The following is a 15266-nucleotide window of genomic DNA, read 5'->3' as shown; positions in this document are numbered from 1 at the left end:
AAATAAAGATTAGTATTGTCTAACGAAGTTATACTTTGATTTTTTCAATGACTTAAGCGTTAATTTGATTTTACGATGTTCAAAATCAAAAACATATATTAAAACGCATATAGTCAAGCAATTAAGACAAATTTGTATTGACAACTAAAGACCAAAAAGATAATCTATTTTCACTTGTTAAATCGCTGACTAAATCAGAGAAAAGGCAATTTAAACTCTATGTGGGTCGGTTAGGTGTGAATGCGGATTCTAAGTTTTTGAATCTTTTCAATCTTCTTGATAAAGCCAAAACCTACAATGAGGAGACTATTTTGCAGAGTAAAATAGTTAAGAAACAACAATTGGCTAATGTTAAAGCGCACTTGTACAAGCAAATACTAATAAGCCTAAAACTTAATCCATCACATCAAAATGTGCGCTCTCAAATAAGAGAGCAGTTAGATTTTGCTTCCATTTTATATCATAAAGGACTTTATAAACAAGGTCTGAAAATTTTAGACAAAGCAAAGGATCTAGCCATTGCTAATGAAGAAAAGAACTTGGCTTTTGAAATTGTTGAGCTCGAAAAAATAATAGAATCCCAATACATTACTAGAAGTATAAGCAATAGGGCTGATGAATTGGCAATACAAGCGCGTGATTTAAGTTCGCAAAATGTTATAGCGAGTAAGCTCTCTAATTTATCGTTACAGCTTTACAGCATTATACTAAAAACGGGTTACGTTAAGAACGAAGAGGAGGCTAAAATTGTCACAAAATATTTTAATGACAGACTTCCTAAAATTAAAAAAAAGAAATTAGGTTTTAGGGAGAAGCTATGGTATTATAAAGCACATTTATGGCATAGCTTTTTACTTCAGGATTTTTTGAACTGTTACAGATATGCTTCAAAATGGGTGGATTTATTTTATCAAAATCCCAAAATGATAAACGTAAACCCAGTGTTTTTCTTAAAAGGCAACAATTATCTTCTCGAAGCCATATTTTTTATAGGAAACAAACCAAGATTTGTAGAAAAGTTAAAGGATTTTAAAGCTACCGTTGATAATAAAAAATTCATACAAGACGAAAATGTTTCCACCTTAGTGTTTCTTTATACAAATTTTCATAGTATCAACCAACACTTCATTGACGGTAGTTTTGAAGAAGGGCTAGAGCTCATCCCTAATATTGAAAAAGAACTCGTTCAATTTGAAAGTCGTATTGATCCTCACCACAAAATGATATTTTATTACAAGTTTGCCAGCTTACATTTTGGTGCAGGAAATAATAAGGTGTGCATTGCCTATTTGAGCAAAATTATATCAAACAAATCTTTATCCATGCGTGAAGATTTGCTCTGCTTTTCTAGAGTATTAAATCTTGTTGCTCATTATGAAGCAGGATTGGATTATCATTTAGATACCCTTCTACGTAGCACTTATAAGTTTTTAATAAAAATGAACGATCTGCACGAAGTGCAAAAAGAAATGATAAAATTTATACGTGGGTTACAAGACATTTACCCTCATGATTTAAAGAATGCTTTTAAGGATTTACTTGAAAGGCTTAAGGTTTATGAAGATCACCCTTTTGAGCGTAGAGCTTTTTTATATCTCGATATTATTTCTTGGTTGGAAAGTAAAATTGAAAATTGTACTGTTCAAGAGATAATTAAGAGGAAATATTTAGTGTCTCAAAACAACGGAAGACTATTTTAACTATGCGTTGGACACTTAAACCAAAACCACAAATTTCAAAAGTTGAAGAGTTGAAAAAAGCACTTCAAGTCAATGATATTGTTGCCACATTATTATTACAACGCGGTATAGAATCTTATGAAGCTGCAAAGACGTTTTTTAGGCCAAGTTTTGAAGATTTGCACGATCCATTTTTAATGAAGGATATGGATAAAGCTGTTGCTCGCATTGAAAAAGCAATTGCAGACGGTGAAAATATCTTGGTGTATGGAGATTATGATGTGGATGGTACAACATCTGTAGCTTTAATGTCTTCGTACTTAAAAACAAGGTTGGATTCCGTTGCTACTTATATTCCTGACCGCTATGATGAAGGATATGGAATTTCATATAAAGGGATTGACTTTGCTCACGATAATGATTTCAGTCTCATTATTGCTTTAGATTGTGGAGTCAAAGCAGTTGATAAAGTCAAATATGCTAAAGACAAGGGTATCGATTTTATTATTTGCGATCACCACAGACCGGGAAACAAATTGCCTGAGGCTATAGCGGTTTTAGATCCAAAAAGAGATGACTGCGACTACCCTTTTAAGGAATTATGTGGCTGTGGAGTTGGTTTTAAACTGATTACGGCTTTGGCCTCCAAGGAAGGTCAAACGGTTGAAGATTTAGTAGAATATCTCGATTTGGTGGCAACAGCGATTGGTGCGGATATTGTTCCGATAGTTGGCGAAAACAGAGCTTTGGCACACATAGGCTTACATGTTATCAATACTGCACCAAGACCAGGAATGAAAGCCATTATAGCTGAGGTTAAAAAAGAGGAACTGACCATTACTGATGTGGTCTTTATCATCGCACCTCGCATTAATGCAGCAGGAAGAATGAAACATGGCAACCATGCCGTTACATTATTGACAGAAACTGATTTTAATCTCGCTGCAGAATATGCTGTGGATATCGATCAATTCAATACAGACCGAAAGGAAACCGACAGACGTATTACAGAAGAAGCATTGCTTCAAATTGAAGAAAACAATGAACAAGAAGGCTTTACCACAGTGGTCTATAATGAAAACTGGCACAAGGGAGTAATTGGGATTGTCGCATCAAGATTGATAGAAACCTATTATAGGCCAACTTTAGTGTTTACTAAAAGCCGAGAGAAACTAGCGGCTTCAGCACGTTCTGTAAAAGGCTTTGATGTTTATAATGCTTTGGAAGCCTGTTCAGAATATATCGAGCAATTTGGTGGTCATAAATATGCAGCAGGATTAACGCTACTACCAGAGAATTACGAGGGTTTTAAAACTAAATTTGAATCTGTTGTTAAAGCCACTATCGATCCCAAACTTTTGACACCAGAACTTAAAGTGGATTTAGAAATAGAGCTAAGTCAAATAGACCACAAACTATTTCGCATACTAAGACAATTTGCACCATTTGGGCCTGGCAACATGTCCCCAACATTTATGACGCAAGGAGTGAAAGATACAGGTTGGGGAAAATGTGTTGGAGAAGATGATAAACATTTAAGGTTTACAGCAACACAATCACCTCATGACAATATGGTTTGTATAGGTTTTGGTTTAGGTGACAAAATCGACTTTATAAAAGCCAGACAGGCTTTTAGCATAGCCTATTCAATTGATGAAAACCATTGGAACGGAAATACAAGCTTACAGTTAAAACTAAAAGACATAAAACCATAATCTTTGGCAAAAAACGACCCATACGCAGCACTTCGGTTTAAAGAGTTCAACATCTTTCTATTGTTGCGTTTTGCATTGGTTTTAGGTTGGTCTATGCAGTTTGTAGTTATCGAATGGCAGGTCTATGCATTAACTGAAGATCCACTTTCATTGGGTATCATTGGGCTTTGCGAATTTTTACCTGCATTTCTTTTAGCTCCTTTTGCTGGGCATATCGTAGATAAAAAAGAAAAACGTAACCTGTTTACCCTTTGTATTGCATTGTTTTCTTTAATAAGTTTTGGGCTGTTCTGGTTAACTTCAGAATATATAGAAGCTAATTGGGAAACGGGTTCCATTCTCTTAGGTATTTATGCGTTGGTGTTTTTTGGTGGTGTATTGAGAGCATTTTTCGGACCGACTATTTTTTCACTTATTGCACTTTTGGTACCAAAGCGAGCTTATCCAAATGCTGCCACTTGGAGCAGTAGCACATGGAAAGGAGCCAATGTTTTTGGAGCCTTGTGTGCTGGATTTTTGATTGCATGGATTGGAGTGCATTACACCCTTGGAATTATCTTTATATTGGTAATGTTTGCCTTATTGTTGGTGTTTAGAATTGGAAAAAAGCCTATTCTATACAAGGGAAATAACGAATCAGTAAAAGAAAGTTTAAAAGCCGGACTTAGTTTTGTCTTTAACGATAAAGTCATTTTGGGTGCATTGACCTTAGATATGATTGCTGTCCTATTTGGTGGTGCCGTAGCGATTTTTGCTGTTTTCGCCAAAGATATTTTAGACGCAGGACCTAAAGGATTTGGGCTGCTGAATGCAGCGCTTTCGTCAGGTAGTATTATAACTATGCTGGCCACCACATATCTGCCAATCACAAAAAACACAGGAAAAAAACTACTTGTTTCGGTATTTGGTTTTGGTGTCTTTATGATCATTTTCGGAGCTTCAAAATTGTTATGGTTGAGTGTTGTAGCATTATTCTTTTCTGGTGTCTTTGATGGTGTTTCCATGGTGATTCGTCAAACAATCCTTCAACTTAAGACACCAGATGAAATGCGAGGTCGTGTAGGGGCGGTCAATTCTATGTTTGTGGGATCTTCCAATGAACTTGGTGCGCTAGAGAGTGGTATAGCCGCAAAATTGTTTGGAGCTCCATTAGCGGTTGTGCTTGGAGGCACTGTAACATTGATAATAGCTGCAGTAATTGGAGTTAAAAATAAACCGTTACGAGAGTTGGATTTGCGTAAAGATATTGAGGAACACGAATTGGAGGAAATTCTCTAATATTCTTTTAATTTGAGAGTATCACCATCAAAAACACCATAGGTATAATACTGAATCCAATCTCCAAGGTTGATGTATTTAGATGACTGATTCAATTGTATTTCTAGTGGTAAGTGTCTATGGCCAAAAACAAAGAAATCGCGGTGCTTTTCTTCAAGTTTACGTTTGCAATAAAGTGCTAGCCATTCGTTGTCTTCACCCAAGAATTTAGCATCATCATCTCCGGATATCATTTTGTTTTTTACAGACATATAATGTCCAATCCGCATTCCAAAATCTGGATGCAACAAACGCCTAAACAACCATTTACACACACGGTTGGTGAAGACTTTTTTCATGCGTTTGTAGCCTTTATCTCCTGGACCCAATCCATCTCCATGACCGATAAAAAACGCTTTATTTCCAAGTTTGAATTCTTGCGGCTTATGATATACAGGAATGTTAAGTTCTTCTTCAAAATAGCCATCCATCCACAAATCGTGATTACCTACAAAATAATAAACAGGAATGCCAGAGTCCGTAATTTCAGCAAGCTTACCTAAAGTCCTTGTAAAACCTTTGGGGACAACTCGGCGATACTCCATCCAAAAATCAAACAAATCACCCAACAGAAAAATCGCTGCAGCATCTTGTTTAACGTCATCCAACCATGCTACAAATTTCTTTTCTCGAGGTAAAGAATCTTCGCGTGTAGGTGCACCAAGATGGTTGTCTGAGGCGAAATAGATTTTTTTTCCGTCAGGAATTTCTATGTGATGATTATTATTCATTATCCGAAGCGTACCATTCTGCAAAGCTGGTCGCTGTTTCTTGTAATTTTAGAGAATGCAGTTTGATATTATTGGGTAAGCGTTGCTTTATTTTTTCGGCAAAATCAATCACCATCATTTCACTGGTCGGTTGATAATTTACAAGGAGTACGTTGTGACCTCTGTCTTCCAATTCCTTTGCCAATTCCACATGTGGTGTATTTTTATTAAATACGGTTGCATGGTCGAACACTTCAACAATTTCTTCTTTCACAATTTTTTTTAAGTCACTAAAATCAATGACCATCCCATATTTTACATGAGAAGTGTCTGAAATAGGCTCGCCAATAACGGTCACATCCAATTTGTAACTATGACCATGTACGTTTTTACATTTGCCGTCATAGCCGTAGAGTGCATGGCCAGTTTCAAAAGAAAATTGCTTTGTTATGCGTATGTTACTCATTAACGTCTTTTATTTCTATTAACAAAATATACAATTATCAAAACGATTGCAAGAATTAAAAAAAGCATGTTTCCCATCATAGTTGCTAATGTTTACATTTTTGATGCAGTAAATTTAAGCGTTTTGAACTAGTGGTTTAAATGTTTTTCTGAATTTTATGATTAAAGGCAGTCCTCTTGCAATAATCCAAAGTGTAAAAGCAGTGAAGACTCCGAATAATTTGTAGTTTAGTTCATCCGTAATGAAAATTACCGGGACAAATACCAAAAGGGTCGAAAACAAGAGTACATTTCTAAGATAGCGCATCTTTCCTAAACCTTTAAAAACACCATCAAAGATAAATGCTAAAGCACATAAGGGTTGCATGGCCAATATAATCCAAAAGGTACTGTAGAACTCATCTAAAACCGCTTTATCGTCGGTAAATATGTTACCTATTGGGTAATACATAAGAGCACCAGCCAAAGCAATGACCAAGCCTACAATAATGCCATATTTAATAAGCTTATTACTGAGGTCTAAAAGTGTTTTATACTGTTTTGCACCAAATAGTTTGCCTGATAAAATATTACCAGCACTAGCATAACCATCTATTAAAAAAGCCCCTAAAAACCATAGGTTAATGGCAATGGTATAAGCGGCAATATATGTAGTACCATACTTTGTGGCATAACTGGTTCCAAAATATAAGGCAATGTTAAGAGCAATAGTTCTGATAAATAAATTGAGTATCATCAATACAAATCGCTTTATCTCTGGATTAAATGGAAATTTCACCAACAACGGAATATCAGTTTTTTTAAGGATATAAAATGCAGAAAGAACAGCCATTATGATTTGTGCCAATACACTGGCATAAGCTGCACCCTTTATGTGCATAGCAGGAATTACACCCTCTATACCATATACAAAAACAATATCTAGGATGATATTAGCAACTGCACCTGTAATGGCTATTAACATAGGATAGTATGTGTTTTGCAATCCTCTAAATGTGCCAAAAACTGCAATGGTAAATAAGGTAAACGGAAAACCAAAAACACGTATTTGATAGTAATCTACACTCAAATCTAAAATTGGGCCTGATGCATTATACAATTTGAAAATTTGAGCTGCAAAGGGAAATGTGACCAATATGATGAGTATACTTAAAGAGGTAATTAAGAAGATAGCTTGAGCGGGAAGGTTTTTAACTTCACTCAATTTATCAGCACCTAAATATTGTGATACAATGGATGAAATGGCACTGCGTGTTTGTCCTAAAACCCAAATGAGCATAGACAAGAATGTAGTAACAATACCAACAGCAGCTAGAGATTCTGTGGCATTGTAATCCATATTACCAATAATTGCTGCGTCGGTTAAAGACAATATAGGCTCAGACACACCAGAAATTAATGCTGGTATAGCAAGTTTATTGATTTGTTTTAATGTGATTGCTGCACTCAAAGGACTAACTCATAACAATGAAACGGAAATTCACTTTGTTTCGGAAAGTAAATATCTCCGAATCTTTTATAGCCGCGAAGTTCGTAAAACTTTTGATTTCTTTTGTTCTGCGAGAACGTATCTAATCGAATAGAACTATAGCCATTTTCTATAGCATAGCGTTCTGCAAAGTCCATTAATTGCTGCGCGTAGCCTTGCCCTTGTATATCTGGATGAATAGCTAAGCGATGGATATAGATATTGTTGTCATTTTTAGTCAACCATTTAATAGGGATATATTCGTTATCCATAAATGAAGAAATTACAATTGTGCCTTTTACCTGGTTGTCAATTTCTAGAACATACAGTTCGTTTCGCTTTACATCATTTATAAATGCAGATGGCTTGGGGTAGTGCTCATTCCATTGATAAATACCATTGGCAATCATGGCCTTAGCACAAGCCTTGGTTAAATTCATTATACTGTCTATATCTTCTAAACTACCTTTTCGAATCATTTATAATGTTTACTTTTGCATTTAAATGCATGTCTGATGAAAACAATACTAGTTCCTGTTGGATCCTCAAAAAACGCAAAATCGCATTTACAATATGCTATTGATTTTGCCAAAGCTTTTGGCGCCAAACTTTATGTGGTTCAAATATATAATGTTTACACCAAAGCAGGAACCATGATAAAGGTCGATCATATAATAGAACGTGAATCGAAACAGTTTTTGAAAGATCATGTGGCTTCGGTTGATACCAAAGGCGTGGAGGTGCATACCAAAACCTTTAAGGGAAAACTTGTGGATACTCTAGAAAAAGTTTGTGAAGCACTCGATGTTGACCTAATTATTTTAGAACCTCGTACCAATTCTATAAAAGACGAAGTGTATTTGGGCAAAACCTCAGGCAAAATCATTAAACAGACACAAATACCAGCCTTGATTGTGCCAGAAGGGTATACTTATAAGCCTATAGTGAAAATCTTGATGGCCGTTAAATCTGCCATTACCAAAAAGGAAGGCGTTTTAAGGCCCTTGCTGAATATAAAGAATCATTTTAAGGCAGTTGTTAATATTCTTTTAGTAAAAACTCCATATCATGTTGAGGCTGATTTTGAACTTAATGATGAGTTGAAAGACTTGGTAACAAATATTAAGTTTGCCGAGAGTCCAACAACGTTTCAGGCAGTTTTAGAACATTACAAATCTGATTATCCGGATTTATTATGTGTAGTGCGAAGAAAAAGAGGGTTTTTTAATAAGCTTTGGGAAGACGACACTATTTTGAAAAAAGACTTTCACAGTTCTAAAATGCCAGTTTTGGTATTGAGCGGATTAAAATAAAAAACTATATTCACGTCACGAAATGAAATTTCATTCCAGTGGTTGAAGACGGTAATACGGCAATGTTGGAATTTGTATTTTTACATATTAAATATTTTTGTTTGGGGCATTAGCTCAGCTGGCTAGAGCGCTACGCTGGCAGCGTAGAGGTCATCGGTTCGACTCCGATATGCTCCACAAAACTCGCCATAGTTTTAAACTACGGCGAGTTTTTTATTTCAAAAAGTCAATTATTGAATCAGTTACAATTTTGAGTTCGGGTGAAAGATTTTCTTGCTCCCAAGGATGCTTGGTGTTGAATACATGGTCAGCACCTTCAATTATTTTGAGTATACTGTCGGGATTCCATTGATGTAGTGAATAGGCTTCATCAACCTTTACTGAAGTGTCGTTATCTCCATGAATAATGAGATGTGGTATTTTAAGTTGTTTTTCGACTGGTTCTATATGAAGTCGCTTTTCATTAGCTTTAAAATCTTCATAGAATTGATAATAGTGTGGCATTTGTTGCTTGGTTCTACCATTGAGAACATACTTTACACCATTTTTTTTCCACTCTTCAAGATTACCAACAGTATAAGTCCTGGTGCCAAAATCACTGACACTGGCCAAAGTGATAAGTTTTGAAATTCTTTCGTCTTCTGAGGCTTTTATTATGGCAATACCACCACCACGACTATGGCCAATTAAACAGATTTGAGATGTGTTTACCCATTTATTGTTTTTGAAATGGTTTTGAGTCCAGTTGAGAACATCGTTTAAATCATCAAGTTCCTTAGTATAATTGTTATTCCCGAAGGCCTCTAAATCTGGAAAATCTATTGGATTTTCCATGGTGCCACCATTATGTGAAAAATTGAATTTTATAAAACAAAAACCTGCTTCAGCAATAGATTTTGCCATTAAATTCCAAGCTCCCCAATCCTTAAAGCCTTTATAACCATGACAAAAGATTATTATAGGTTGATTTTCTTTTGATTCAGGATAAAACGAGTCTAAAAGAATTGGCTTTTTGCCACTTCTTTCAATAACTATATTTTTATTGATGATCATTAATCTAGTTCTTTTTCAACAAAGTCAATATTTGGGTTGCAGATCTCTAGGATGAGTTTTTTAAGTTCAATTTCAAAATTCGCCAATGTTTCCTCTGTAATTATTTGAATTTTTGTTCTACTATAAGCCGATTCTTTTTTGCCAAATTTTAAAAAGCCGGCATTTAGATTTTTAAAAGATACAATACCAGCTTCTATAGGTAAATGTATCTTATTTTTTCGGTGCATCATATAGGCATAGCATAAGATCTGAAAGGATTTACTATACTTTTCATAATCAGTGGTTAAATCATTCCAATCTACTATCTCAACTTTATTTTGCTCAACCTTTCCAGATTTATAATCGATTACTCTGGTCACTCCATTAAACTGATCAATCCTATCAACTTTACCTGTAAGTTTAATAGAAAAATCCAAGCCATCAATTTTAAGTTCTACGTCTTCCTCTGTTTCGATAGCAATTATTTTAATTTGGTTACCGTTATTTAGATTTTTAATTTCTGAATTAATGAAATTAGAAATATAGCGCTGGGCAATTTCAAAAATAATGAGGTTTTTACCTTTGGAAAAATCACCTTCCTTGTATAAAATTTTAAAATGCTTGGTGACCGTTGCTTTTGTTTTAGTTTTAAATGTACTCAGATGCTCCACGGTCAAAAACTCACCCTCTAATGGTTTGTAAAAATCTTCAAGTGTATCATGGATAACAGAACCTAAGGTATTTGCCGCAATGTTTTCTTCTACGTCTTCAAACTCTTTTATACCAAGAATCTTTTCATAATAAAAATCAATAGGGTTTCTGATATAATTTGTTAAGGAGGATGGTGAAAATCCTTTAGAGGATAATTGTTTTAGCTTTTCTTGTACGGAATTTGTTTTTGTAATCTGTTTTAGCTTTTTTTCAATAGCGGGAACTTCTGGTGAAATAATGGAATGTTCAATATCATGAATACCTTCAACTTCTAACTGTGTAATAAACCTACTTTTTTCACCTCCCTTTAATGCGTCAACTTCAGTATTATATAATATATAGACATTTTTAGCACGCTGTAGTAGTCTATAGAAATGATACGTATAAACGGCATCTTTTTCTTTAAAAGTGGGTAAATTGTTTTCAATTTTCACATCAAATGGAATAAATGAATTGTTTGTCTTCCCAGACGGAAGAATGCCTTCGTTAACTGAACTTATAATTACAGTTTCAAAATCTAAAACACGAGATTCTAACATACCCATAATCTGTAAACCTTCTAAAGGCTCACCCTGAAAGTCTAAGGTTTCTGTGTTTAAAAGTTCTTTATAGATGCCATACAGCGCATTTACAGAATCAAGATATTTATAATTGGAGTTGAGCTCTGATAATTGGTTGAATAATGTGTTGAATCGATAGAGATATTCCAATTCTAAGTTATTAAGACGTTTATTTTTAGTGAGATTATCTTTTATTGCCAAAATAAGTTGAGAGCAATTTTCTAACGCTGTTTTTGGATTGTCTTTCCAAGAATTGAATAATAATCCTATAATGTTTTGATTGGGCTCATCAACAAGTCCTTTTAAATTTGATGGCGTTAAGTAAATTAAGTTGTTTTTTTGAATATGGTTTACAATATCAGTTGAGTAATTTGTTGATTCTAATTGAAATAGGCCATAAATTGACGGGTGTGAAATAATATCAACGACATCTTTATAGTAATACTTTTCAGGATTATTTTTATGGGTTGAAAATAATAGTTCGAACAATGAAGCTAAAGGCACAAACCTTAAAGGCGAGCCCATAGTAACATTAATATCGGTTATTGTTTTAGGGATAGAATTAATAACAGGAATTAATAGGTTTTCCTCACCCAAAACAACAGCAACATTAGTCAGTTTTGCATTATTTTTACTTAGCTTATCTAAAATTTGACCTATATATTTTGCCTGACCTATAAGTTTAGGAATTCCTACAGCTTTGATATTCTTCTTTTCGTTGTAGTGAGTCGTTATCCAATTAAAAGGGTTCTTTTTAAAATAATTCCAGTTGTTTTTATGCTGCCTGGTAAACAAACCAGCATCATGAATGTTATCCTCAATAAATGTTTCGTCAATATCCCAATAGATATTTGCTAAGTCACTTTGAAGCAACCCTTGTATGATTCTTGACTCTGATTCGTTTAGGGCGTTAAAACCTAAAAAAATGTGTTTTCGGTTGGTATTATTCTCTATGTAATATTCGAGGTTGTTGGCTGCCTCTCGGTAAATAAGACCTTGGTAGCCTTGTTTAGATTTGAGCAACTTTTCTGTAAAGACTAAATAATAGTCTTTTAACTTTCTCCAGAATTTTAAATGATTTTTAATTAAGTCCGTTTGCTGCGACTCGAGTGACCAATGATCTAATTCCTTTATGGCGCTTAAGTAATCGAATATTTTTTCATGCTCAACTAGATACCTATCAATTTCGTTAAAGTCTTGTAATAGGATTTGAGCCCATTTAGAAAACAACTCAAATGATTCGGTTTCAGATTTGTTAGTTAGAGATTTATAAGCTTCGTATAATTTAAAAAGCAATTCAGAGTTGGGTAAACTCTTTAATCCGGATAATTCTTCTACAAATTCTTCAATACTAAGGATATGAGGAGAAAATATAGGTTGGTTTAATACAGAAGATAGTTGGTGTTTTAAAAAAGTTCCAGCACGTTTACTGGGAAGGATAAAGTGTAAATCTTCGAGATTAAGGTTTTTTTTCTTAAGATTAACTAATACCGTTTGTATAAAACTTTCCATTATATAAAAATAAAAAACGCTCCGAATTTCGGAGCGTTTTTTAAATCTATTTTAGAGTATAAGTTAGTTTTTCAACTTAACTTCTACACGTCTGTTTTCTTTTCTTCCTGCTCTTGTTTTGTTGGTTGCAATAGGATTATCTTCACCAAATCCTTTAGCTTCTAATCTGTCAGCATCAATTCCATTGGCAATTAAATAATCTCTAACTGCATTTGCACGTCTTTCTGACAATGCTTGGTTCATTGAAGCAGAACCAGAGCTATCTGTATGACCTTCAATAGTAAAGTTAGCTCTAGGGTAATCCTTAAAGATAGCTACCATTGCTTGTAATACTTGGTCAGTCTCTTCTCTAAAAGAAGCTTTACCAACATTAAATAAAATAGTTCTAGCATAACTATTTAATTCTTCCATCACTTCTGCAGTTGGCTTAACTTCTGGACAACCGTTATTTGCAGCTGTACCAGCTTCGTTAGGACACTTATCATCTTTGTCTAAGATACCATCACCATCAGTATCTGGCCAAGGGCAACCGTTGTTTGCAGCAGGACCTGATTCGTTAGGACAGTTATCATCACCATCAGCAACACCGTCACCATCAGCATCTGGACAACCCATTAATGATTTTAAACCAGCAACAGTAGGACACTTATCATCCTTGTCCATTACACCGTCACCGTCACCATCAGGACAACCGTTGAACTCAGCTAAACCAGCAGTGTTAGGGCAATCATCTTTAGAATCTTGGATACCATCATTATCTGAATCTGGGCAACCATTAAAGATTTCTAAACCAGCTTCTTCAGGACAAGCATCATCTTGATCGTAGATACCATCGTTATCAGTATCAGTACCACCAAACTTAAAAGAAAGACCAACTGTGTGTTGGAAATGCTTAGGTAAAACATCCTCAAAAGAGTGCTTGTAAGTAGATTGAATATCTAAACCTAACTTTTCAGTAATCCAATATTTGAAACCTAAAGTTCCGTTTAGAGTTCCGGCACCTAAATCATCTAACCATGAATAACCACCACCAACACCTAAATAAGGGTCGAATTTGTTAGAGTTAATTAAATCCATAAGGCTGTATGAAACTCTACCGTCAATTCCAAAATATGTTAAATCTTCAACTCTATTTATTGACTCTTCACCAGTTAAAGGGTCAAAATTAGTACCAAATTTGTCGATTTTGTTTATAGAACCAGAAGCAGTAAAAGTAAAACCATCACTAAGATATCTAGAAACAGAAATCGTAGATAGTGAAGGATAAATATTCCAATGGTCTGTTACATTAAAGTATTCGTCAAAATAATCTCCTTGAGGCGAATCTTCTCCCACAGGGTAAAAATCAACTGCGTTTGCTCCAATTGTAAGAGCCCATGGATTGTTCTTGTCTTGAGCATGTGTAGTGCTAAAGCTTATAAGAAGCACTGCAACAAAAAGTAATCTGCTAAGATTTTTCATATTCTAATTAATTTTAATTTTTTTAAGTGTTAATTGTTGGCAAAAGTAAGTTGTTAAATGTTATTAACAAAGACAAATATATAAAAATATTGTTATAATGCCCTATAATAGTATGTTTGGAACGATTTTAAATAATTTCTAGCTCTTTACCAACTTTTATAAATGCCGCAATAGCTTTATCTAGCTGTTCTTTAGTATGCGCGGCCGATAACTGAACACGGATTCGGGCTTTATCTTTAGGAACAACAGGGTAAAAGAAACCTATCACATACACCCCTTCCTCTAATAGCATATTAGCCATGGTTTGAGAGAGCTTGGCATCATACAACATTACTGGTACTATAGCAGAATCACCATCCACAATGTCAAACCCAGCTTCTTTCATTCCCTTTTTAAAATATTTAGTGTTCCAATCAACTTTATCTCTTAGTGAAGTGTCGTTTTTTATCATATCAAAAACCTTAATAGAAGCGCCCACTATTGCTGGTGCTAAAGAGTTTGAAAACAAATAAGGTCTAGAGCGTTGACGTAAAATTTCTATAATCTCTTTTTTTGCTGTGGTGTAACCACCCATGGCACCACCCATTGCTTTACCAAGGGTTCCTGTGATGATATCTATTCTTCCTAAAACCCCTTTTTCTTCAAGAGTTCCTATTCCTGTTTCTCCAATGAAACCTGTAGCATGGCATTCATCAATCATTACCAAAGCATCATATTTGTCTGCTAAGTCACAAATTTTGTCTAAAGGAGCAACTAAGCCATCCATAGAAAACACACCATCTGTAACTATAATCTTAAATCGTGCACCATTTTCATTAGTTGCGATAAGCTGCTTTTCTAGATCAGCCATGTCATTATTTTGATAACGATAACGCGCAGCTTTGCATAACCTTACGCCATCGATAATAGAAGCATGGTTTAATGAGTCTGAAATGATAGCATCTTCTTTTGTTAACAGTGGTTCAAACACACCTCCATTTGCATCAAAAGCTGCTGCATAGAGTATAGTATCTTCTGTGCCATAAAAATCTGCAATTTTTTGTTCTAACTCTTTATGAATGTCTTGTGTGCCACAAATAAATCGTACTGAAGACATTCCAAAACCATGAGAATCTAAAGTATCTTTAGCTGCTTGTATTACATCTGGGTGAGAGGATAGTCCTAAATAATTATTGGCACAAAAGTTTAGAACTTTTTCACCTGTATTCAGTGTAATTTCTGCTCCTTGAGGAGAAGTGATTATACGCTCTTCCTTGTAAAGGCCTGCGTCTTTAATGGATTCTATTTCTTGTTGTAAGTGTGATTTTATACTTCCGTACATGT

General features: G+C 34.7%; 12 protein-coding genes and 1 tRNA gene. 5 read left to right on the top strand and 8 right to left on the bottom strand.

The window, feature by feature from the left end; genetic code table 11:
• The first annotated feature begins 137 nt into the window (after window positions 1-137).
• Genes F1003_RS09105 through F1003_RS09095 form a run of 3 tightly spaced genes read left to right on the top strand, consistent with a single transcriptional unit; the run spans window position 138 to window position 4672 of the window.
• On the top strand, window positions 138-1700 hold the full coding sequence (locus tag F1003_RS09105) for a hypothetical protein (RefSeq protein ID WP_155089098.1): 1563 nt from the start codon (window positions 138-140) through the stop codon (window positions 1698-1700).
• Between the two features lie 2 nt (window positions 1701-1702).
• Complete coding sequence (gene recJ, locus F1003_RS09100; RefSeq protein WP_155089097.1) at window positions 1703-3394, top strand: single-stranded-DNA-specific exonuclease RecJ; 1692 nt, start codon at window positions 1703-1705, stop codon at window positions 3392-3394.
• A 3-nt stretch (window positions 3395-3397) separates the two neighbouring features.
• A complete protein-coding gene (locus F1003_RS09095) occupies window positions 3398-4672 on the top strand; it encodes an MFS transporter (RefSeq protein ID WP_155089096.1) in 1275 nt (424 codons plus the stop codon).
• Here F1003_RS09095 and F1003_RS09090 read toward each other — a convergent pair.
• The 4 genes from F1003_RS09090 to F1003_RS09075 form a co-directional block, all read right to left on the bottom strand.
• Complete coding sequence (locus F1003_RS09090; protein ID WP_162306954.1) at window positions 4669-5424, bottom strand: UDP-2,3-diacylglucosamine diphosphatase; 756 nt, start codon at window positions 5422-5424, stop codon at window positions 4669-4671. The two genes, F1003_RS09095 and F1003_RS09090, sit on opposite strands and share 4 nt — an antisense overlap.
• A 10-nt stretch (window positions 5425-5434) precedes the next feature.
• Window positions 5435-5887: a 6-pyruvoyl trahydropterin synthase family protein gene (locus tag F1003_RS09085; protein WP_155089094.1), complete on the bottom strand. Its 453-nt coding sequence runs from the start codon at window positions 5885-5887 to the stop codon at window positions 5435-5437.
• Between the two features lie 114 nt (window positions 5888-6001).
• Window positions 6002-7336: an MATE family efflux transporter gene (locus F1003_RS09080; RefSeq protein WP_155089093.1), complete on the bottom strand. Its 1335-nt coding sequence runs from the start codon at window positions 7334-7336 to the stop codon at window positions 6002-6004.
• Window positions 7333-7833, bottom strand: a complete 501-nt coding sequence (locus F1003_RS09075; protein WP_155089092.1) for a GNAT family N-acetyltransferase — start codon at window positions 7831-7833, stop codon at window positions 7333-7335. The genes F1003_RS09080 and F1003_RS09075 overlap by 4 nt, the downstream gene beginning before the upstream one ends.
• A gap of 36 nt (window positions 7834-7869) precedes the next feature.
• On the opposite strand from F1003_RS09075, the gene F1003_RS09070 reads away from it, so the two are divergent.
• Together F1003_RS09070 and F1003_RS09065 are read left to right on the top strand one after the other, a co-directional pair.
• Entirely contained in the window at window positions 7870-8667 is a 798-nt protein-coding gene (locus F1003_RS09070; RefSeq protein WP_155089091.1) for a universal stress protein, read from the top strand.
• A 103-nt stretch (window positions 8668-8770) separates the two neighbouring features.
• Window positions 8771-8844: transfer RNA gene (locus tag F1003_RS09065), tRNA-Ala, on the top strand.
• Window positions 8845-8880: 36 nt separating this feature from the next.
• Here the strand turns inward: F1003_RS09065 and F1003_RS09060 are convergent.
• The 4 genes from F1003_RS09060 to kbl all read right to left on the bottom strand — a co-directional run bounded on the left by F1003_RS09060 (window position 8881) and on the right by kbl (window position 15264).
• Window positions 8881-9720 carry an alpha/beta hydrolase family protein gene (locus F1003_RS09060; RefSeq protein ID WP_155089090.1) on the bottom strand — a complete coding sequence of 280 codons (840 nt, stop codon included), beginning with the start codon at window positions 9718-9720 and terminating at the stop codon, window positions 8881-8883.
• Window positions 9720-12482: a PD-(D/E)XK nuclease family protein gene (locus tag F1003_RS09055; protein ID WP_155089089.1), complete on the bottom strand. Its 2763-nt coding sequence runs from the start codon at window positions 12480-12482 to the stop codon at window positions 9720-9722. Before F1003_RS09055 ends, F1003_RS09060 begins: the two co-directional genes overlap by 1 nt.
• A 63-nt stretch (window positions 12483-12545) precedes the next feature.
• Window positions 12546-13943, bottom strand: coding sequence for an OmpA family protein (locus F1003_RS09050; RefSeq protein ID WP_155089088.1), 1398 nt, complete (start codon window positions 13941-13943; stop codon window positions 12546-12548).
• Between the two features lie 127 nt (window positions 13944-14070).
• Window positions 14071-15264 carry a glycine C-acetyltransferase gene (gene kbl / locus F1003_RS09045; protein WP_155089087.1) on the bottom strand — a complete coding sequence of 398 codons (1194 nt, stop codon included), beginning with the start codon at window positions 15262-15264 and terminating at the stop codon, window positions 14071-14073.
• Window positions 15265-15266: the final 2 nt, after the last annotated feature.

It is taken from the genome of Winogradskyella ouciana (assembly GCF_009709615.1).
GTDB lineage: Bacteria > Bacteroidota > Bacteroidia > Flavobacteriales > Flavobacteriaceae > Winogradskyella > Winogradskyella ouciana.
This window is presented reverse-complemented; position numbering and strand designations above follow the sequence as displayed.